This window comes from Bacillus sp. GMs2/2, assembly GCF_050172095.1.
GTDB classification, from domain to species: Bacteria; Bacillota; Bacilli; order Bacillales; family Bacillaceae_G; genus Bacillus_A; species Bacillus_A cereus.
Map to the genome: position 1 here is coordinate 1 of NZ_JBNLYE010000056.1, position 20,935 is coordinate 20,935.

A 20,935-nucleotide genomic window follows, 5' to 3' on the forward strand; every position below is an offset into this window, starting at 1 on the left:
ATGAGTTATGGGGTAGAATGTAGTGTTTTTAAGTGTTAGAAGAAGGTACACTGGCTAAATTCAGAAATGATAATTCTAATGTTTTATTAGCATTGAAAAGAAATACTAACATTAGAACAAATAGGACAGTATAAAATGAATTAGATAATGAAGAAAGCCGCTCGTTTTTTCGGGGCGGCTTATTCTTTACATGTTTTAGTTTTCTTCTTCTTTGTAATTCAATGCAATCTCTACTATTTCTTCCGGTGTTAAATCCCTAAAATCCCAAAAGATTATATCACTTGGAGCGGGATGAGGTACACCGCTATTATTAAATTGGTTTACGTATTCATTAAGTTCTTCTTCAGGTAATTTAGGATTACAAATCTTTGTTACAAGTTCAATAAGTTCTTCTTTTGTCATTTTGAGTGTCATACTAACCATCCTTTCATAATCATTAACCTTTTTTACCGAAATGATATGAACGATCTAAAACATTTTGATGCATTTTAGGAGAAACAATTATTAAGTTATCGAGATTGTACACATCTCCACCCTGGTGAATTGGTTGTTTATGGTGCAAAATATATTGATTGTGCTGACCATACTTCTCAGATAATGGAGCGAATGGAGCTTTACCCTCTTTCATAAGGTTTATATTTCTTTGGTTAAATTCTGTCGCATAGTCTGAATCAGCAACTGTTTTCCAAAACTCTTTTCTAAAATCATCAAAGGAGTTGAAATTTTTTCCAATTAGCTTATTTCGAATTTCTTGTGGAATAACACCAATTGAACCTTTATTATACATTAGTTTCTTTTGAGTCCCTAAACTTCGTTCAAGATTAAAACTTGAAGTTACTGTTCCTGGAGAATTTCTTTTTTGTGCACTTGAAATTGTAGTCTTTGCAAAATTATAGTAGGCTTGATTCAATTCGCTTTGAGGTATCTTGGTTATGATAGTTCCACCAGAGAAAGCATAAGAAACATCTTTCTTAAAAGATTGTAAAATCTCAGATGCGTGCCTCATTTCTTTTATTAGTGTTACTCCTTTTGTTAATGTACTTGCTCCACTTGATGCTTTTACTCCTTTTATAACAAGTCCTGCTCTACCTAATCCCTTGTCGGTGATTAGACCAATACCTATTTGGGTTAATGCATAAGTAATCCATTGCGTACGGCTCTCTGCATCTCCATTTATCATATCTCGTTTCACGGTACTTGAAAATGTATGCCACATATTTTTCGCCGTTTCATCCAAATGTAAAATCGCATATGTAACATTAATAAAAGTTTCTATATCCATATTCCTTATATTCATATTACTTAAAGTTTCCATGGACTTGATTGTATCTTCAACAGCTTTCCCTGTTCCGATTACAGTACCATTCCATATCTTTTTTACTGTTTCGAACATTTTAACTACACTGTCTACCTTATCGCCCCACGCTTTTTTAATTGCAGATGTTTCTTCTAGCCTACCGGACATTTCTCCATCTTTAATTAAATAATCAGCTTTTCGTTTTTTTTCTTCTGTAATTGCTTGAATAGGACCCGTCCATTCCATATTCAACCCTTGTGTACTAAATGTACCACTGGCGGGACTAAAACCTTTTCCGCTTTGTACTTCCGCCAAACCTGTCGCAATGCTAGCGGCTAGTTGGAGTGCAGTATCATAATTATTACTAGAAGTATAATTAAATTCATATAGATGTTCTAATTTTTCTTGCAGTTTTTGCCTCATGACAGTAAAAAGATTTACCATAGCGTCCATACCTGGGATCGACATAGTTTGGTTGAGCGCTTCTGTACTTGCTATCATTCGATCGATTTCTCGAATTTGTTCTATTATCTCCTGTTCGATAACATCTGTAGAAGCTACCTGTGATTGAAAGTCTCTTGGAAAGGCATTATTTTGAAGGATTAATTCTTCGCATAAGTAAATGATTCCTTGTGCTAACGGACGAAAGGTTTGTAAGAAATATGCTTTTGCACTGCTATATGTTTGCCCTTGTAGAACAGTATCCAATGCAAAAGCGTCAATAGAATGAATAATTTGTTCCATACCTTGAATAGTAGCGTTACATAAAGAGTTCATACTTTCTGTTTGAGCTTGTACTTCACCGAGATACATATTTAAAGACATGAACTTTCCCTCCCCTTACAAGAAAATAATACCAATTTAAGGAAGGGGTTGTAAATTGAATATTCTAATAATTTGACAGTTAAAGAGATACTTGTTCATTAAGTTTTTTTAATCTTATTCAGATGCTCGGGTGATGAAGAGGTTTTTAAGTTGAATGTGAATAGAAAAAGGGAAGGTATAGATTATGTACAAATAAATACGTTGTAAAAATAATGTTAACAAAAGGAGAGTACAGCAAAGAAAAATGAGTTATGGGGTAGGTTTTTATTAATGTGGATAAAAATGGATGAAATTTTAGAGAGAGGGCTAAGTTTTATTTTGTTACATTGTTCCGTTTTTATACATATACAGGCTATATTTAATAAAAAAAGCCCAGGCCCCTTGATAAACAAGGTTCCTAAGGCTTTTAATACTACTCTTTGCAGAGTACCGAGATTAACGAGAGTAGAACTCTACGATTAATGCTTCGTTGATTTCAGCTGGTAACTCAGAACGCTCAGCGTGACGAGTGTAAGTAGCTTCTAATTTGTCAGCATCGAAAGTTAAGTATTCTGGTACGAAGTTGTTAACTTCGATCGCTTCTTTAACAACAACAAGGCTGTTAGATTTTTCGCGAACGCTGATAGTTTGACCAGGTTTTACACGGTAAGATGGGATATCTACGCGAGCGCCATCAACCATGATGTGACCGTGGTTTACTAATTGGCGAGCTGCACGACGAGTGCGAGCTAAGCCCATACGGTAAACTAAGTTGTCAAGACGAGCTTCAAGAAGGATCATGAAGTTTTCGCCGTGCTTACCAGGCATTTTACCTGCTTGGTCAAATGTGCGACGGAATTGACGCTCAGTCATGCCGTACATGTGACGAAGTTTTTGTTTCTCTTGTAATTGTAAACCGTATTCTGAAAGTTTCTTACGTTGGTTAGGACCGTGAGGACCTGGTGCGTAAGGGCGTTTTTCTAATTCTTTTCCTGTGCCGCTTAGAGAGATTCCAAGACGACGAGACAGTTTCCAAGCTGGACCTGTATAACGAGCCATAGTTGACTCCTCCTTTAAAAATGTTTTTATTTACGTAAAATAAAAACAGACGTAATCGATATTTACGGGCATTTTGTTTTCATGTACCTTCGCTCCAGCAGCAGGGAGTTACGAGATACACCTCCGTAGAGGAACAAAATACAAACGATAAACTCACATTACAAGGCTGCCTTTTTATTTTACACAAACGCTATTATATCTTTTACCCAGAGTTTCGTCAAGCGAGTACGTTTTTGTTTTATGCATAAAAATTTTGGAAATTAATATAAGAAGGAATTTAAAACAATATAGAAGAAGAGATAGAAACACAAATAAAACGCTTACATAAAATGAAGGAAAACGTTCATCAAATTTTTATGGATGAATATGCGGCAATAAAAACATAAGGGGGATGTTTTTATGAAAAAGAAGCATATGGAGACAGCGTTAATTCACCACGGTTATATACCTGAGGAACATAAAGGAAGTTTAACACCACCTTTATTTCAAACTTCTACATTTACATTTGAGACTGCGCAGCAAGGAGAGGCGAGTTTTGCGGGAGTGGATCCATCTTATATTTACTCACGGCTTGGAAATCCAACTGTGAAATTATTTGAAGAACGTATGGCGGTGTTAGAAGGAGGAGAAGAGGCGCTTGCCTTCGGATCTGGTATGGCAGCTATTTCAGCAACGTTAATCGGTTTTCTAAAAGCTGGAGATCATATTATTTGTTCAAATGGATTATATGGATGCACGTACGGTTTTTTAGAAGTGTTAGAAGAAAAATTTATGATTACGCATTCGTTTTGTGATATGGAGACAGAGGTTGATATTGAAAATAAAATTCGTCCAAATACAAAGCTTATTTTCGTTGAAACACCGATTAATCCGACAATGAAATTAATTGATTTAAAACAAGTGATTCAGGTTGCGAAGCGAAAAGGTTTACTTGTTATTGTTGATAATACATTTTGTTCACCTTATTTACAAAGACCGCTTGAGCTTGGCTGTGACGCTGTTGTGCATAGTGCGACAAAATATATTGGTGGTCACGGTGACGTTGTAGCGGGTGTAACAATTTGTAAAACGAAAGCATTAGCTGAAAAGATTCGCCCGATGCGAAAAGATATCGGCGGTATTATGGCGCCGTTTGATGCGTGGTTATTATTACGCGGGTTAAAGACGTTAGCAGTAAGAATGGACCGTCATTGTGATAATGCAGAAAAAATTGTATCGTTCTTAAGAAAACATGATGCGGTAGAAGATGTTTGGTATCCAGAAGGAGAGTTAGCATCTCGTCAAATGAAACACGGGGGCGGTGTTATTTCTTTTTCAGTAAAAGGCGGAAAAGAAGAGACACAAGCGTTTATTAATGATCTTCACTTTATTACAATTGCGGTGAGTTTAGGAGATACAGAAACATTAATTCAGCATCCAGCAACGATGACGCACGCTGCGATTCCAGCGGAACTAAGAAAAGAAATGGGCATTTTTGATAATTTAATACGCTTATCGGTCGGTTTAGAATCGTGGGAGGATATCGTTTCTGATTTAGAGCAGGCATTAAAGAAAATATCTACTGTTAATCAATAAAAAAGAGTGAGCTATCGGTTTTGTACAGGACGTACTAAATCGATAACTCGCTCTTTTCTTTTTACATATGTTTTAGGAGTGTTTCCACAAACTTTTCTAAATAGCGCTGATCTACTTCATCGAAACGATTCTTTTCAGGACTATCAATGTCAAGTACACCAATGACAGCTCCTTCTTTCACAATCGGTACAACGATTTCTGAATTAGAAGCACTATCGCAAGCGATGTGACCTGGGAATTGGTGAACGTCTGCTACAAGCTGCGTTGTTTTCGTTTCAGCTGCAACGCCGCAAACGCCTCGTCCAAATGGAATGCGCACGCAAGCAGGCATTCCTTGGAATGGTCCAAGAACAAGCTGAGTTCCTTCTGTTACGTAAAAGCCAACCCAATTAACGCGATCTAAAAATTGGTTTAATAATGCGGACGCATTTGATAAGTTTGCGACTACGTTTGATTCGCCAGTTAATAACGCATCCAGTTGTTTAATTACTGTCTCATATTGCTGCACGCGAGATCCTGCATAACTTTCTTTAGTAAACATGGAAACAGCTCCTTTTTTATCGAGATGTGTAAAATATTAGCAAAATACGATGTATTTCACATGACTTTGTCGATAGAAAATTAAAGGAATTTGTCTTAAAAGTCAAGAAATTTAAACTATAGCTGTTCAGTGAAGGGAAGTGAGCGCATGAAGCAGACGAAACAAAAAGTAATTGATGCGGCAATATCGTTGTTTAATACGAAAGGTTATGATGGAACGTCAGTGCGAGACATTGCAAAGCGAGCGGATGTGAATGTAGCGAATATTTCATATTATTTTGCTGGGAAGCAAGGTTTATTAGAACAGCTTATTACTGATTTTTTAGAAGGATATATTCATGTGATTGAAATGTCGTTTGAACAGAGAGAGTATTTGTCGGCTAAAGATGTAATGGTGCAAATGGTGCGCGGGATTTTACGATATCAATTTGAAAATAGAGAACTAACACGTTTCTTCTACCGAGAGCTTTCGCTTGATACGACATTAATTCGTGAAGTGATGACCGTTTATTTTTCTAAAGAAAGATATTATATAGAACAAATGATTAGACAAGGACAAATGAAACAAGAATTTCAGAAAGTATCATTTACAATGTTTATGACGCAATTAAAAGGTATGATAAGTATGCCGTTTTTATATCCACAATATATATCAGAAGTACTCCATTCTTTCCCGTCTGAGACATTTTTCATAGAAATGTATACGAAAGAGATTGAGCAATGGATGGAACAAGCATTATGTAAAGCGAATATGTACCATGAATGGCCAAGAGCTGTTCATATGTGAAGAATCCCCACCTAACGAACTGAGGTGGGGATTTTTATGTTTACTTTTCTTTGCCATAAATTGTTACATAATAGCGCGATAATTGTTAATGCAGCTCCAGCGATTTCAATTTTATCCACTGTATAACCTCGAAAGATAGAACCGATTAGTGCAAGGATAGGAACTAAATTCATAAATAATATGCCGTTAATAGATGAAATATAGCGATTTCCCATATTCCAGCAAAATACAGCGATAACGCCTGCGATAATCGACATATAAAAGAGCTCAAAACGAACGCTCACAACTGTACGCAGTGACGGTATAGTAACTATATTTGTGTACGTTAAGAAAGTAACAATAACGATGAGTGAAATGGAGCCAAATAAACAAGTTAATGTCGTGTACCTAAGTGGTGACCAAGATTGAAAACGAGCACCCCCGTTTGTATAAATGACCCAGCAAGTAACGCCGCATAGCATCAATATATTTGTCGATAAGTGGCTTGCAGCTCCAAATAATAATTCAATATTTCCTTTTGAAATGACAAGCATAACACCAAGTAATGCAACGAACATACAAAGGAATGTATAGTTTTGTGGGCGGCGATTTTTCGTTATCCATTGCAGTGATAAGGCAATCAGTGGCATAAGGGATTGAATCATAGCTGCATGGATTGCTCCGGAAGGTCCGGCAAGTTGTTGTCCGTAGAAAACGAGAAAACCATACCCCGCGAAACCGACTGTCCCGTAAAAGAATAGAGAAAGTGTTCTTTTTTCTAAGCGGAGTGAAGTCTTTCCTTCAGTAATTAATAGCAAAATAAGAAAAATAATAGCTGCTGATCCATAGCGAAGCGTTGTGAAGAAGAATGGATCGATAAATTGCAGAGCATTTGCCATTACAGGAAACATAAATCCCCAGGCAGTGACGGCGAGTAAGCATAGAAAGGATCCGAGTAGCATTTGTTTTTTGTTCAAGAGTATCTTTCCCCTTTACATTTCGTTATAGTAAGTTGATGAAATAAGTATAAAGAGTAATTGTTTATAGGAGGAAATATCGATTTCTTATAACGGTTATAACTTTTTGTTAGAGGTGTGTACAATGGATTTGGAGGCAGTACGATCGTTTATTGAAGTGAAGCATACGCGAAGTTTATCAAAGGCAAGTAAGATTTTACATATATCTCAACCAGCGCTTAGTAAACAAATTCAAAAGTTAGAAGCGGATTTAGAAGTTACTTTACTTAAACGTTCTGCGCAAGGAGTAGAGTTAACGGAGGCAGGAGAGTTATTTATAAAAAGAATGTTACCAATTTTGGAGCAAATAAATGAAGTGAAAACAGAAATGAGGGGGTATCAAGAGAACCGGAAGTTTTCAATGGGTATACTACCGAGTTTAGCGGAGTATTACATATCAGAATGTAAAGATATATTAGGTGATGAGTTCGAAGTGGAATGGCAAATCGGACATACGGAAGTATTAAGAGAGTTATTTAAAGCGCGGGAGATTGACGCGATGTTCATCGATTCAGTAGTAGAAGGTGCTACGTATATAAAAGAAGTGCAACAAGAGAAAATTGTTTGTGCCGTTTCAAATAATCATCCGTACAAAGAGAAGATAGTCATTCAAATAGAAGAGCTGCACAATGAAAAATTAATTGTATATCCAGAAATATGTGATGTAAGGAAAATGATTATGAACATGTTTCATGAAATAGGTGTAAAACCAACTATAGCTGTGGAAACATCTTACGCAGAACCGATGCTTGCAATGGTAAAAGCTGGCCTTGGTATCACGTTACTTCCAGAAAGGGCAGTAGAGCAGTCTGTAAGGCAAGGAAATGTACATGTAATTTCTGTTGAACCACCACTCATGCGGAAAATTTATTTCGTATCCCATACGAAAGATTGTTTGTTATTACAATCATTTGAGGATAGGTAGTGACGTAGGCGGAATATTGAGAAAGATTACAATCACATTGAAAGGAACATGAAATTTTTAAAAAAACTAGGTCAAAAACAAACCATTACATGGTATGATTAGTACATTGTTAGTTGTTAAATATAGGGGAATTCCCTTTTTATACATAATGCCTTCCATTTCATAAACGGAACGGACAAAAAAAGAGATATAACTAGGAGGCTTTTTTGCATGGATTCTATCCTGACGATCGTTATCATTGTAGTAAGCTCTATTCTAGTGCTGCTCATGATAGAGCTTGTGATAAGAAATCGTTCATATAAAGATATTGAAGCACTGGAGCAGTGGAAACAAGAGATAAAAGATAAACCTGTGGCAGATGAACTAAAACGGGTAAAAGATTTAAACATGACGGGTCAAACAGAAGAACTGTTTGGTAAATGGCGTGAAGAATGGGATGAAATTGTATCAACAACCCTTCCGAAAGCTGACAAAGATTTAGCGCAAGCGCGAAAATTCGCCTCGCAATTCTCCTTCCGAAAAGCAAAGCATGCGATGAACGAATCCATAAGTGGTTTAGATGACGCTGATAATCGTATTACGGACATTTTAAATGAATTACAGCAATTGTTAGAAAGCCATGAGAAAAATAGCTCGGAAATTGAAGGGTTACGTGATACATATCGTAGTATGAAAAAGAGTGTTCTTGCTCATAGACATATGTATGGAGCAGCAGAGCAGAAAATCGAAGAGATGCTAGACGCTGAATCTGAGAAATTTAAAACCTTTGAAGAAGCGACAAACAATGGCGACTATTTAAAAGCGAGAGAAATTGTTATTAGTTTGGAAGAAGGTTTAGCAGATTTAGAAATCATTATTCACCAAATTCCAGATTTATTGGTAGAGTGTCAAGCGACGTTACCAGTTCAGCTGGAAGATTTATTACACGGACACAATGATATGGTAAGACAAGGTTATGTATTAGATTATTTGGAAGTCCCTAAAGAAGTTCGTGATATGACGAAACAACTACAAACATGTTTAATGGATATACAGGAGCTTCATATAACAGAAGCGGCTGAAAAAGTAGAAAACTTAAAAACACGTTTAGATGGCTTCTACGATCAACTGGAACAAGAAGTACATGCGAGACATTATGTGGAGCAAAAAACACTTTCTGTTTATGATGATTTAGAAGAAATGCGCATCGAAACGATTGAAACGAAAACAGAAACACAACTTGTGAAACAAAGCTATCAGTTACAAGATAAAGACATTGAGTCTCAAAAAGTAATTGAAAAGCAAATGCACATTTTAACGAAACGTTTTGAAATGCTACAATTACGCGTTGCAGAACAAGATATTGCCTTCTCTATTATTCGCGAGGAACTAGAAGAGGTTTATGAGCAATGTGAAACGTTAAAAGTACTTCATGCAGAATATAAAGAAATGCTGCAAACGATGCGCAAAGAAGAATTTGAAGCACGTGAGAAGTTACAAGAAATGCGAAATACTATTTTCGAAACGAAACGCTTTATGCAAAAGTCGAATTTGCCAGGTCTTCCAGAGAGTATTATGGAAGATTTAAAAAGAGGGCAAATGGCAATGCAAGCTGTATATGAACAATTAGAAGTGAAGCCGTTAAATATGAACGCTGTAAATAGCAGTTTAGAAGAAGCATATACAACTGTGAACGGTGTGGCTGAAATGACAGAAGAGTTAATTGGACAAGCGTATTTAGTGGAAAAATTAATTCAGTACGGTAACCGTTACCGTAGTCATGATGAAAACCTAGCAGAAAGTTTAAATTATGCTGAGAAATTATTCCGTGAATACCAATACGATGCAGCTTTAGAACAAGCGGCTTCAGTATTAGAGCAACTTGAACCTGGCGTTGTTCAAAAAATAGCTGAATATGTAGACAATGAACAAACCCTTTCATAAAAGGGTTTGTTTTTTTATGTAATTTTGCAGACGATGTTGCTATAATGAATAGCGGAATACAGCAAGGTTATTCGTTTCAAAATAAAGTGAAACTGTAATCGGTGGGAGGATTCATCCCCACTGATTACTAGCCTTCACCAATCGGACATTTACGGGCAGTTAATCTCCCATCTAACTTCTTTGCTCTAACTGGATTTTGAGGTGAGAGTCTTATTGCCCGTTAACGCGGGATAAAGTGAAACTGTAATGGGAGGGCATCCTCGCCAATTATTAGCCTTCACCAATCGAGATAAAACGGAACCTTTGCGTAGTCTTAGCGTAATGACACGTATTTATGATATGATTATACGATGTGATAGCGCTGAAAGGGGAAGAACGATGATCTATTTTGATAATAGTGCGACGACGAAGCCATATCCAGAAGCTCTTCAATCGTACGTGACGGTTGCTGGGAAATATTTTGGTAATCCTTCTTCTATTCATTCGCTTGGAGGAGAGGCAGAGCGTCTATTAACACAATCAAGAACGATTGCAGCGCAGCTTCTTCGTGTTAAACCTTCTGAAATTATTTTTACATCAGGTGGAACGGAAGGAAATAACCTTGCGATTAAAGGGATAGCGATGAGGAATCGTTCGCGTGGCAAACATATCATTACAACAAATATTGAACACGCGTCTGTGTTTGAAGCATATAAGCAATTAGAAGAACTCGGGTTTGATGTAACATATTTACCGGTTAACGAGCATGGTGTTGTATCGGTAGAAGATGTGAAACGAGCGCTTCGTGAAGATACGATTCTTGTGTCAATTATTCATGTGAACAACGAAACCGGAGCAATTCAACCCGTTGCTGAAATTGGAACGTTATTATCGAATCATCCGAAAATAAGATTCCATGTAGATCATGTACAAGGGATAGGAAAAGTACCGCTTGATTTATATGCTTCTCATATTGATCTTTGCTCAATATCTGGACATAAATTCCACAGTGTAAAAGGAACAGGTCTTCTTTATGTACGCGATGGCGTAAGATTAGATCCGATTTTATCAGGTGGTCAACAAGAGCTTAAGTATCGCTCTGGTACAGAGAATTTACCTGGCATTGTAGCGATGGTGAAAGCACTTCGCATGACAATGGAACAAGTGAAAGAAAAGGTAGCTCATTTGCAAAGTTTACAAGCAGAGCTTGTTCGTTTCTTTAAAGAGATGGAAGATGTAACGATTAACACGTCGCTTGCATATGCAGCACCGCACATTTTAAATGTATCATTTGTTGGTTTAAAACCAGAAGTAGTCGTTCATGCTTTAGAAGAACACGGTGTATATGTGTCAACGAAATCTGCTTGTTCTTCAAAAGCAAATGAAGTGAGTAGAGTGTTAGTGTCAATGGGAGTGCCGCATGCAGCAGCTGCAAGCGCTATTCGTATTAGTTTGGCACCAGAAAACACAATGGAAGAAGTAAAACAATTTGAAGGTATTGTAAAAGAGACGATGCCAAAATTATATGAAGTGATGAGGTAAAGAAATTATGTTGAAATATGAATATATTTTAGTGCGTTATGGAGAAATGACGACAAAAGGTAAGAACCGTTCTAAATTTGTAAGCACATTAAAAGATAACGTGAAGTTCAAACTGAAAAAATTCCCAAATATTAAAATCGATGCAACACATGACCGTATGTACATCCAGTTAAATGGCGAAGATCATGAAGCGGTATCTGAAAGATTGAAAGATGTATTTGGCATTCATAAATTTAACTTAGCGATGAAAGTACCATCAGAATTAGAAGACATTAAAGAAGGTGCATTAGCAGCTTTCTTACAAGTAAAAGGCGATGTGAAAACATTTAAAATTACTGTACACCGTTCTTATAAGCATTTCCCAATGAGAACGATGGAATTATTACCTGAGATTGGTGGACACATTCTAGAAAATACAGAAGATATTACTGTAGATGTTCATAATCCAGATGTAAATGTACGTGTAGAAATTCGCAGTGGTTATAGCTACATTATGTGTGATGAGCGTATGGGAGCTGGCGGTTTACCAGTTGGCGTTGGCGGAAAAGTAATGGTACTTCTTTCTGGTGGTATTGATAGCCCAGTAGCAGCTTACTTAACGATGAAACGCGGCGTATCTGTGGAAGCAGTTCACTTCCATAGTCCACCTTTCACAAGTGAGCGTGCAAAACAAAAAGTAATCGATTTAGCGCAAGAGTTAACGAAGTATTGTAAACGAGTAACGCTTCACCTTGTTCCGTTTACAGAAGTGCAAAAAACGATTAATAAAGAAATCCCATCTAGCTATTCAATGACGGTTATGCGCCGTATGATGATGCGTATTACAGAACGTATTGCTGAGGAGCGTAACGCACTTGCAATTACGACTGGTGAAAGTCTTGGGCAAGTAGCAAGCCAAACGTTAGATAGTATGCATACGATTAACGAAGTAACAAACTACCCAGTTATTCGTCCGCTTATTACGATGGATAAATTAGAGATTATTAAAATCGCTGAAGAAATCGGCACGTATGATATTTCAATTCGTCCATATGAAGATTGCTGTACTGTATTTACACCAGCAAGCCCAGCGACGAAGCCGAAACGTGAAAAAGCAAATCGTTTTGAAGCGAAATACGATTTCACACCATTAATCGATGAAGCTGTAGCGAACAAAGAAACAATGGTATTACAAACGATAGAAGTAGTGGCGGAAGAAGAAAAATTTGAAGAGCTTTTCTAAACCATAAATTACCATATCTAAAACGTGTATGAAGTCATGTTATTTATCACACTCTATACTCACAAGGAGGTGATATAACATGTCACGTAGCACAAATAAATTAGCGGTTCCTGGTGCTGAATCAGCATTAGACCAAATGAAATACGAAATCGCTCAAGAGTTTGGTGTTCAACTTGGAGCTGATGCAACAGCTCGCGCTAACGGTTCTGTTGGTGGTGAAATCACTAAACGTCTAGTTTCACTAGCTGAGCAACAATTAGGCGGTTACCAAAAATAATCCCATATGATGGCTTAGAAAGAGCGGGTTCTCCCGCTCTTTCTTTTTTGTGTTGCCATTTGTCGGTAAGTTGATGTAATTTCATTTAGTAATTCGACAGAACTGAAAAATTTGTCAAAAGAAGAGGGTTCAAAATTAACAGAAAATTCTTTATTATATAAAGGAGGCATAAAGAAAAGGGAGGATATTTTATGAAGCGAGAAGAATTGTTGGCGCCACCGTCTTATAATTTAGTTTCTGAAATAGAGAAATATACGGGTGATAAAGGGAAATTAGCTTTAATTTGGCAAGATGATAAAGGGAATCGAAGGGAAGTTACATACGCTGAATTAATGCAAGGTGCGAATAAAATTGGAAACGCTTTTATAAAAAGTGGTTTGCAAAAAGGGGACAAGCTTCTTATTATGATGCCGCGTTTAATTGAAGCGTACATGACGTATATTGCTGCTATTAAAGCAGGATTTGTCGTAATTCCAAGCTCGGAAATGTTACGTAAAAAAGATATAGAATATCGAATTGGACATGGAGAAGTAAAAGCGATAGTAAGCTATGAGCCGTATATTAGGCAGTTTGATGATATAGAAGCGATGGAATCTCTTCGAAAATTTGTCCTGAGCGAGCAGTCAGTAGATGGATGGATTAATTTAAAAACAGCGTTAGAAACAGAGAGTGACAGGTTAGAAATGGCGAAGACAGATAAAGAAGATATGGTCTTTTTATCTTACACGTCAGGAACGACAGGAAATCCAAAAGGTGTCGTTCATACACATGCGTGGGCATACGCTCATTTACGTACGAGCGCTCCAAATTGGCTCGGAATTGAAGAGAATGATATTGTATGGGCAACAGCTAGTCCAGGCTGGCAAAAGTGGATTTGGAGCCCGTTTTTAGCAACGCTAGGATCAGGGGCAACAGGGTTTGTATATCACGGTAAGTTTGAACCGAAAACGTACCTGAACTTATTAGACGATAATAAGGTAAATGTACTTTGTTGTACACCGACTGAGTATAGATTAATGGCAAAGGTAGAAGATTTAAGCCAGTACAATTTAGAGGCATTACATAGCGCTGTATCAGCAGGTGAGCCGTTAAATAGAGAAGTCATTGGAACGTTCCAAAAGCACTTTCATATTACAGTGAGAGACGGCTATGGGCAAACGGAAAATACATTACTTGTTGGTGTAATGAAAGGGATGGATATTAGACCAGGTTCAATGGGGAAACCAACGCCAGGTAACCACGTCGATATCGTAAATGAGGAAGGTACTCCAGTTAAAGTAGGCGAAGTTGGTGATATTGCAGTTCACATTGAAACGCCGGCCCTCTTTAAACAATATTACAAAGACGATGAACGTACAGCGATGCAATTCCGCGGTGATTATTATATTACAGGTGATAAAGCGAAGAAAGATGAAGACGGCTACTTCTGGTTTGAAGGGCGCGGTGATGATATCATTATTAGCTCTGGTTATACAATCGGGCCGTTTGAAGTAGAGGATGCACTTGTAAAACATCCTTACGTAAGAGAATGTGCAGTTGTCGCAAGTCCTGATGAAATTCGTGGAAGTGTCGTGAAGGCATTTATCGTATTAAGAGAGAATATAGAAAAGAACGAAGAAACATTAATTCCAACACTCCAACAACACGTCAAAGAACTCACTGCACCATATAAATACCCTCGCAAAATTGAATTTGTAGATGAACTACCAAAAACGATTTCTGGAAAAATTCGCCGTATTGAACTTAGAAAACAAGAGATGGAGATTCCGTCAAAATAATTTTGAAAACAGTGAAGTAAATAGTTGAATGAAATGCAAAACAATGATAATATAAAAACGAACACAAGTTCGATTTTATAAACTTAAAAAAGAGGTGTCCGTATGATTTTAGGGATTAATCCGTACTTAGTTTTAGATGGTAGTGGGCAAGAAGCTGTACAGTTTTATAAAGAGGCTTTAGATGCAAAAGTAGAAGTCATGCAAACTTTTGGTGACATGCCTGAAAATCCAGAATACCCGATTCCAGCTGAAGCGAAAGAGCGTGTTTTACACGCTACTTTAAAAGTTGGTAATACGGATCTTATGATTTCTGATACATTCCCAGGTCAAGGACATGCAATCGGATCTCAAGTAACAATCGCAATTCAAATTAGTAATGCAGAAAAAGCAAAAGAAGTATTCGATAAGTTACAAGAAGGTGGAGAAGTTATCATGCCACTTCAAGAAACATTCTGGAGCCCAGCATACGGACAAGTAAAAGATAAATTTAATATTGAATGGCAAGTTACAACGTCTACTACTGAACAAAAGTAATTTTTAGAAAAGCACCATGTTTTGAAATGGTGCTTTTTTTATACAATAAAAAATAAAGGAGATGGGATATATGGGAGAAATTTGGTATGGCGGCACCATTTACACAATGAGAGAAGAAAATGAAAAAGTGGACGCTGTTTACGTTGAAAACGGCATAATTGTTGATGCTGGTAATAAGGGAGAATTAGAAAGCAGATATTCAAACGTAAAGTTACATGACCTAAAAGGAAAAACAATGATCCCAGGTCTCGTTGATAGCCATATGCATCTTATTGGGCATGGAGAGAGATTACTCCGTCTAGATTTATCAAATTGTACATCTTATAGCGAAGTACTGGCTCTTGTTCAGAAGCGAGTGGAAGAAGCTCCAAAGGGCTCTTGGATTATTGGAGAAGGATGGAATGAAAATAACTTTACAGATACGAAAGATGTTCACGCGCGTGATTTAGATGAAATTTCGAAAGACCATCCTATTTTATTAAAGAGAGTTTGTCGTCACGTTACATGGGTGAATTCATACATACTGCAAGAAGTGAATATAACAGAAGCGACAGAAGATCCAAAAGGCGGGAAAATTGGCAGGGATTCATCAAATAAGTTAACAGGACTTTTATATGAACAAGGGCAAGAATTAATTAAACATGTTCAGCCAGAAATTGATGAAGCTTATTTACAAAGAGCTCTGCAAACAGCGATTAAAGATTGCTGGAAATACGGACTCGTTGGCGGGCATACGGAAGATTTAAATTATTATGGTGGTTTTAGAAAAACATATAATGCGTTTTCTCATGTTATAAAAGAAATGCCATTTAAAGCCCATTTGCTCGTTCACCATGAAGTAGCACATGAACGAAAAGAATATGAAAATGAACATTATATTGAATTTGGGGCAATGAAAATTTTCTCTGACGGTTCTTTTGGCGGAAGAACAGCATTATTAAGTGAACCGTATGAAGATGCGAAGGAAACGAATGGGGTTGCGATTTTCTCACGTGAAGAACTTGCAGAATTAGTGAAGAAAGCACGAGATTTACATATGCCAGTTGCGATTCATACTATCGGTGACTTATCGCTTGAATATGTCATTGATGCACTCGAATTATATCCACCAGCAAAAGGGTTACGTGATCGCATTATTCATTGTCAGCTTGCTCGTGAGGAGTTAATTGAAAGAATGAAAAACTTGCAAGCCATTATAGATATACAGCCAGTCTTCCTTTCATCAGATTTTCCGTCAGTCATTGAAAAACTAGGAGAGCGCCGTCTTCGTTATGCATACGCTTGGAAGACGTTACTGGAAGCAGGATTACACTGCAACGGTGGTTCAGATGCTCCTATTGAACAAGTGAATCCGTTTTTAGGCATATATAGCGCTGTTACACGTAGAAGTTTTATTGACGGTGTATGCTATATGCCTGAGGAAAGATTAACGGTATATGAGGCTGTTTCTTTATTTACAACAGGAAGTGCCTATGCAATTGGAAAAGAAGCGAAGCGAGGGCAAATTACAAAAGGATATGAAGCAGACTTTACAATATTAGACCGCAATATGTTTGAAATTGAGGCAGAAGAAATAAAAGAAGTAGAAGTAGAAATGACCGTAATAGATGGCCAAGTTGTCTATAGAAAAGATGCGTAAAAATATATGAGCGATTATCGGAATATATCGACTTACCGACAAAAACTGACAAGAATAACGGCCGGATAGTAAGAGATTATTGTCCGCGCCAATCGGGGTAAATAAATAACCGCAGAATTATGGAATTCCATAATTCTGCGGTTATTTTAATCCTATAAAAACGTTCTCTGTACTTTTTCCCAGAAAGAATTGTTTTTTAATTTAACTGTTTTAATTTGTTTATCGCTTAAGCGTACAACAGCTTTTTCCACTTGTTTAATACTAAGCGCTTCGTTATCCATGCCGATAACAGGATAATCGTTACCGTCTGGTCTTAGTTTTAAAGTTAATGTACGTTCGTGATTTAAAATGAAAGGTGAACCGAGCGTACGGTAAGTGTTGTTGTTTAAAGATGCTAGTTCGCTTACTTGGAAACATGGGATAAGCGGGTCAACAACTGCACCATGCAATGATTTATTGTAAGCAGTACTTCCTGTTGGGGTAGAAACTACTAAACCGTCCCCTCTAAAAGTTTCGAAATATAAATCATCAACGTGAACATCTACAACGAATGTTTTTATAATACTAGAACGTAATGAGAACTCATTTAAACAATGGAAAGATGTACTGCCATCTACATCTACCTGAATTGTTGGATATTTACGCACTTCAATTTCATTTTTTGTAATTTCTTGAAGGGCTGTATCAACGTGATCAATATGGAAATCGCAGTAGAAAGAAATTTCATCTTTCGTAGAAATCCCTGCGTATAAACAATCTTCTCTAAAACCAGTTTTACGAACGGCTTGTAAGAAGGTTGCATCATCTCCAACACTGACGATAGCGTTTGCATTTTTTGGATGATCTAATATGGTAAATCCATTCTCTTCTAAAATACGATAGATTGGTTTCATTTTTTCAACGAGCGTTGCTTTGTCATCACCATAAAAGAAAAATAAATTGCGACGATCTGCCATTATGTATCCCTCCACTGCAGTTAAATTTTCTGTTTTTCGTGCTACATATCATTAGAGTCCGTTCCCTGATGATATGTTCAAATAATATATTTCGATATAAATTGTCAAAATACCTTTTTATTTTTAGAAAAATTTTTATATTCAATCTTATGGAACGCTGTTTAATGATGAATAAAGTTGTCGATAATGGGTACGGAGTGAAAGGATGATACGTATGAAGTGGTTCGTAATTGGAATAATAATTCTTCTTCTTTTTATTTTGTTTATACTATTGTCGAAAATAAAGCTTAAGGTGACATTTTTATATTCAGAAATGGAAAAGCAATGTTTGCTTCAAGTGAAAATATGGATGATTCGATATACATTTGATGTGTTGGAAAGAATTGAAAAACAGCAGAAAAAGACAGGACAGAAAATCGAAAAAGCTGAAGAGGACGGCGGACTCGATAATAAAATTATGGCGCAACTTGACAGCATTGGTGAACTGATAAAAAAGCTTCAAGAAGTTCATACTATTGTTAAAGATTTTCTCAAACGAGTGAAAATCAATGGTTGGAAATGGCATACACAAATTGGAGCAGGCGACGCAGCTAGTACTGGAATTGTCACTGGATATGCATGGGGGACAAAAGGTATGGCTGCTGGAGTTGTCGGACAATATATGCATATTGTCGACGTACCAGAATTTGAAATTACCCCAGTTTTTCAAGGAAAAGGATTTGCATCAAGATGTGAGTTAACAGCATCTTTTCGTATATTCCGCACTATAAAAACAGCGGTGAAATTGCTCATATTTATGAGGAAGCAAAGATCTGGTATGACAGAAAAATCTGTTCAAGCATAGGGGGGATATAGAATGGAACATCCAATTCAAGGTTTAATGACAACAGCAATGCAGCATTTAAAACAAATGACTGATGTAAATACAATTGTTGGTGACCCAATTAAAGCGGCAGATGGAAGTGTAATTCTTACTGTTTCGAAAGTAAGTTTCGGATTTGCTGCTGGTGGAAGTGAATTTGGTAAAGTAGAACATTCAGGCCGCCATCCATTTGGCGGGGGAAGTGGTGGAGGAGTTTCTATTAATCCTGTTGCCTTTCTTGTTATAAATGGAGATGGTGTGAAAGTATTGCACTTAGATAAACAAACACACGTCATCGATAAAATAATTGAATTAGCTCCACAAGCTGTTGATAAAGTGAAAGAAATGATGGATAAACGAAAAGAAGATGATCCTGAATTTCAAATTTAACGAATAAAGAAGCTAATCAATAGGTTAGCTTCTTTAATTTTTTTGTAAATAAAGCGATTTTATTTGCATTATCGATAGGGACAAACTATCATTTACATTGTACATATTTTGTTTAAATAAGGGAGGATTTTCAAGTGGCAAACGTAACTTTTAAAGGTAATCCAATGACTTTAGTTGGAACAGAAGTTAAAGTTGGCGATCAAGCGCCAAACTTCCAAGTATTAGCAAACGACTTATCTCCAGTAAGTTTAGAAACATACAAAGGCGAAGTGAAATTAATTAGTGTTGTACCTTCAATCGACACAGGTGTTTGTGATGCACAAACACGTCGTTTTAACCAAGATGCAGCAGGTATTGAAAATGCGAAAGTATTAACAATTAGCGCTGATTTACCATTCGCTCAAAAACGCTGGTGTGCAGCAAACGGTTTAGAAAATGTTGTAACACTTTCTGACCACCGTGACCTTTCATTCGGTGAAGCTTACGGCTTAGTAATGAAAGAGCTTCGTTTACTTGCTCGTGCAGTATTCGTAGTAGATAGCAACGACAAAGTAGTTTACGCAGAGTACGTAAGCGAAGGTACAAGCCATCCAAACTATGAAGCAGCATTAGAAGCAGCTAAATCTGCGAAGTAATGTGAAGGAAATGACCTCTTATAAAGAGGTCGTTTTTTCTCATATATTGCTCTGTAACGGCATCGATATATGAGAAAAAACGTTATATCATATATAACTTAAAAGGGAGCTCTTTACAGGAGGTCGCTTTTTCTTTTTGGAAAAAAACACTTTGTGGTATGATATAAGTTATGTGTAAAAGAGAGAAGGAGGAATGTACGTGAGTCAGACAGTAGAAACATTATTTTCTATTTTTGATTCTTCTGCGGTAGTTTTACGTAAAGAATTAGATGTAACATATTTAGAGGCGCTTGTAGAAACAGGTGATAACTTGTTTGAGGGAGCGATTTTACAAGAGGAATTATCCGAATCAGCAATTGAAAGGCTGAATCGTGAATATAGTACGTTTAATGAAGAAACATATAAAGGTGAAGAAATTCGTAAAGCATTTCAGTTAGCCATCTTAAAAGGAATGAAAGAAGGCGTACAAGCGAATCACGAAATGACACCTGATGCAGTTGGGATGTTTATGAGTTATTTATTCCATAAATTTATGCAAGGGCAAAATGAAATTACAGTTTTAGATCCTGCAATTGGAACAGGTAACTTAATGACTACAGTGTTTAATAGCGCCAAAGAAGGACTAACAATGAGTGGATTTGGTGTAGAAGTGGATGAAGTGCTAATTAAACTTGCTTTAGTAAATGCAAATTTACAAAAGCATGCAATCGAATTCTTCCATCAAGATGGACTAGCACCACTTTATATCGATCCAGTTGATGCAGTGGTTTCAGACTTGCCAGTTGGTTATTATCCAAACGAAATCGGTGCAAGTGAATATAAATTAAAAGCAGATGAAGGAATGTCATATGCCCATCACTTATTTATTGAACAAAGTGTGAAACATACGAAAGAGGGCGGGTACTTATTCTTCTTAGTACCAAACTTCATTTTTGAAAGTGACCAGGCACCAAAATTACATGCATTTATTAAAGAAACATGCTTTATTCAAGGGTTATTACAGCTTCCTGTTTCCATGTTTAAAAACGAGAAAAATGCAAAAAGTATATTTGTTCTCCAAAAGAAAGGCGCTAATGTAACAATGCCAAAACAGGCGTTATTAGTGGAGTTGCCTAAATTCTCTAACATGAAGGCGATGGAAGACATTATGGATCAATTAAATACTTGGTTTGCAACACATAAATAAAGCTAGGTATATGTAACAGCATTAGTGATT

General features: G+C 36.8%; 20 protein-coding genes. 14 read left to right on the forward strand and 6 right to left on the reverse strand.

Annotated elements, in window-relative coordinates; genetic code table 11:
• Window positions 1-195 precede the first annotated feature (195 nt).
• From ACQGS6_RS10350 to rpsD, 3 genes are all read right to left on the reverse strand, one after another.
• Window positions 196-414 (reverse strand): bacteriocin immunity protein, encoded by a 219-nt coding sequence (locus ACQGS6_RS10350; protein WP_000172895.1) that lies wholly within the window; start codon window positions 412-414, stop codon window positions 196-198.
• A gap of 22 nt (window positions 415-436) precedes the next feature.
• On the reverse strand, window positions 437-2,122 hold the full coding sequence (locus ACQGS6_RS10355; protein WP_242785145.1) for a T7SS effector LXG polymorphic toxin: 1,686 nt from the start codon (window positions 2,120-2,122) through the stop codon (window positions 437-439).
• 435 nt (window positions 2,123-2,557) lie between these two features.
• Window positions 2,558-3,160, reverse strand: a complete 603-nt coding sequence (gene rpsD, locus ACQGS6_RS10360; RefSeq protein WP_000135317.1) for a 30S ribosomal protein S4 — start codon at window positions 3,158-3,160, stop codon at window positions 2,558-2,560.
• A gap of 399 nt (window positions 3,161-3,559) precedes the next feature.
• Here rpsD and megL point away from each other — a divergent pair, with 399 nt between their 5' ends.
• Window positions 3,560-4,735: a methionine gamma-lyase gene (gene megL / locus ACQGS6_RS10365; RefSeq protein WP_000726558.1), complete on the forward strand. Its 1,176-nt coding sequence runs from the start codon at window positions 3,560-3,562 to the stop codon at window positions 4,733-4,735.
• Window positions 4,736-4,796: 61 nt separating this feature from the next.
• Here the strand turns inward: megL and ACQGS6_RS10370 are convergent, their stop codons facing one another.
• Window positions 4,797-5,276, reverse strand: coding sequence for a GAF domain-containing protein (locus tag ACQGS6_RS10370; RefSeq protein ID WP_000494342.1), 480 nt, complete (start codon window positions 5,274-5,276; stop codon window positions 4,797-4,799).
• Between the two features lie 147 nt (window positions 5,277-5,423).
• On the opposite strand from ACQGS6_RS10370, the gene refZ reads away from it, so the two are divergent.
• Window positions 5,424-6,062 carry a forespore capture DNA-binding protein RefZ gene (refZ, locus tag ACQGS6_RS10375; RefSeq protein ID WP_000814923.1) on the forward strand — a complete coding sequence of 213 codons (639 nt, stop codon included), beginning with the start codon at window positions 5,424-5,426 and terminating at the stop codon, window positions 6,060-6,062.
• 11 nt (window positions 6,063-6,073) lie between these two features.
• On the opposite strand, the gene ACQGS6_RS10380 is transcribed toward refZ, so the two are convergent.
• The gene (locus ACQGS6_RS10380; RefSeq protein ID WP_001986680.1) at window positions 6,074-7,018 is read right to left on the reverse strand and encodes a DMT family transporter; all 945 of its coding nucleotides are present in this window, start codon (window positions 7,016-7,018) and stop codon (window positions 6,074-6,076) included.
• A 124-nt stretch (window positions 7,019-7,142) separates the two neighbouring features.
• Here ACQGS6_RS10380 and ACQGS6_RS10385 point away from each other — a divergent pair, with 124 nt between their 5' ends.
• The 8 genes from ACQGS6_RS10385 to ACQGS6_RS10420 all read left to right on the forward strand — a co-directional run bounded on the left by ACQGS6_RS10385 (window position 7,143) and on the right by ACQGS6_RS10420 (window position 16,876).
• The gene (locus tag ACQGS6_RS10385) at window positions 7,143-7,982 is read left to right on the forward strand and encodes a LysR family transcriptional regulator (RefSeq protein ID WP_000362537.1); all 840 of its coding nucleotides are present in this window, start codon (window positions 7,143-7,145) and stop codon (window positions 7,980-7,982) included.
• 210 nt (window positions 7,983-8,192) lie between these two features.
• The gene (gene ezrA, locus ACQGS6_RS10390; protein ID WP_000377305.1) at window positions 8,193-9,905 is read left to right on the forward strand and encodes a septation ring formation regulator EzrA; all 1,713 of its coding nucleotides are present in this window, start codon (window positions 8,193-8,195) and stop codon (window positions 9,903-9,905) included.
• A gap of 378 nt (window positions 9,906-10,283) precedes the next feature.
• On the forward strand, window positions 10,284-11,426 hold the full coding sequence (locus tag ACQGS6_RS10395) for a cysteine desulfurase family protein (protein ID WP_000638992.1): 1,143 nt from the start codon (window positions 10,284-10,286) through the stop codon (window positions 11,424-11,426).
• 7 nt (window positions 11,427-11,433) lie between these two features.
• Window positions 11,434-12,648, forward strand: a complete 1,215-nt coding sequence (thiI, locus tag ACQGS6_RS10400; RefSeq protein WP_000922336.1) for a tRNA uracil 4-sulfurtransferase ThiI — start codon at window positions 11,434-11,436, stop codon at window positions 12,646-12,648.
• Between the two features lie 79 nt (window positions 12,649-12,727).
• Complete coding sequence (locus ACQGS6_RS10405) at window positions 12,728-12,925, forward strand: alpha/beta-type small acid-soluble spore protein (protein WP_000091640.1); 198 nt, start codon at window positions 12,728-12,730, stop codon at window positions 12,923-12,925.
• Between the two features lie 191 nt (window positions 12,926-13,116).
• Window positions 13,117-14,703, forward strand: a complete 1,587-nt coding sequence (gene mbcS / locus ACQGS6_RS10410; RefSeq protein ID WP_000817770.1) for an acyl-CoA synthetase MbcS — start codon at window positions 13,117-13,119, stop codon at window positions 14,701-14,703.
• A gap of 102 nt (window positions 14,704-14,805) precedes the next feature.
• The gene (locus ACQGS6_RS10415) at window positions 14,806-15,237 is read left to right on the forward strand and encodes a VOC family protein (RefSeq protein WP_000600350.1); all 432 of its coding nucleotides are present in this window, start codon (window positions 14,806-14,808) and stop codon (window positions 15,235-15,237) included.
• 70 nt (window positions 15,238-15,307) lie between these two features.
• A complete protein-coding gene (locus ACQGS6_RS10420; protein ID WP_074625555.1) occupies window positions 15,308-16,876 on the forward strand; it encodes an amidohydrolase in 1,569 nt (522 codons plus the stop codon).
• A 152-nt stretch (window positions 16,877-17,028) separates the two neighbouring features.
• On the opposite strand, the gene ACQGS6_RS10425 is transcribed toward ACQGS6_RS10420, so the two are convergent.
• Window positions 17,029-17,832, reverse strand: a complete 804-nt coding sequence (locus ACQGS6_RS10425) for an NAD kinase (RefSeq protein ID WP_000785177.1) — start codon at window positions 17,830-17,832, stop codon at window positions 17,029-17,031.
• Window positions 17,833-18,037: 205 nt separating this feature from the next.
• On the opposite strand from ACQGS6_RS10425, the gene ACQGS6_RS10430 reads away from it, so the two are divergent.
• The 4 genes from ACQGS6_RS10430 to ACQGS6_RS10445 all read left to right on the forward strand — a co-directional run bounded on the left by ACQGS6_RS10430 (window position 18,038) and on the right by ACQGS6_RS10445 (window position 20,905).
• A complete protein-coding gene (locus tag ACQGS6_RS10430; RefSeq protein ID WP_002098024.1) occupies window positions 18,038-18,676 on the forward strand; it encodes a DUF2953 domain-containing protein in 639 nt (212 codons plus the stop codon).
• A 12-nt stretch (window positions 18,677-18,688) separates the two neighbouring features.
• Window positions 18,689-19,084 (forward strand): GerW family sporulation protein, encoded by a 396-nt coding sequence (ytfJ, locus tag ACQGS6_RS10435; RefSeq protein ID WP_000400935.1) that lies wholly within the window; start codon window positions 18,689-18,691, stop codon window positions 19,082-19,084.
• Between the two features lie 134 nt (window positions 19,085-19,218).
• Window positions 19,219-19,719, forward strand: coding sequence for a thiol peroxidase (gene tpx, locus ACQGS6_RS10440; RefSeq protein WP_000024525.1), 501 nt, complete (start codon window positions 19,219-19,221; stop codon window positions 19,717-19,719).
• A gap of 199 nt (window positions 19,720-19,918) precedes the next feature.
• Window positions 19,919-20,905, forward strand: coding sequence for a class I SAM-dependent methyltransferase (locus ACQGS6_RS10445; RefSeq protein WP_000084367.1), 987 nt, complete (start codon window positions 19,919-19,921; stop codon window positions 20,903-20,905).
• Window positions 20,906-20,935 lie beyond the last annotated feature (30 nt).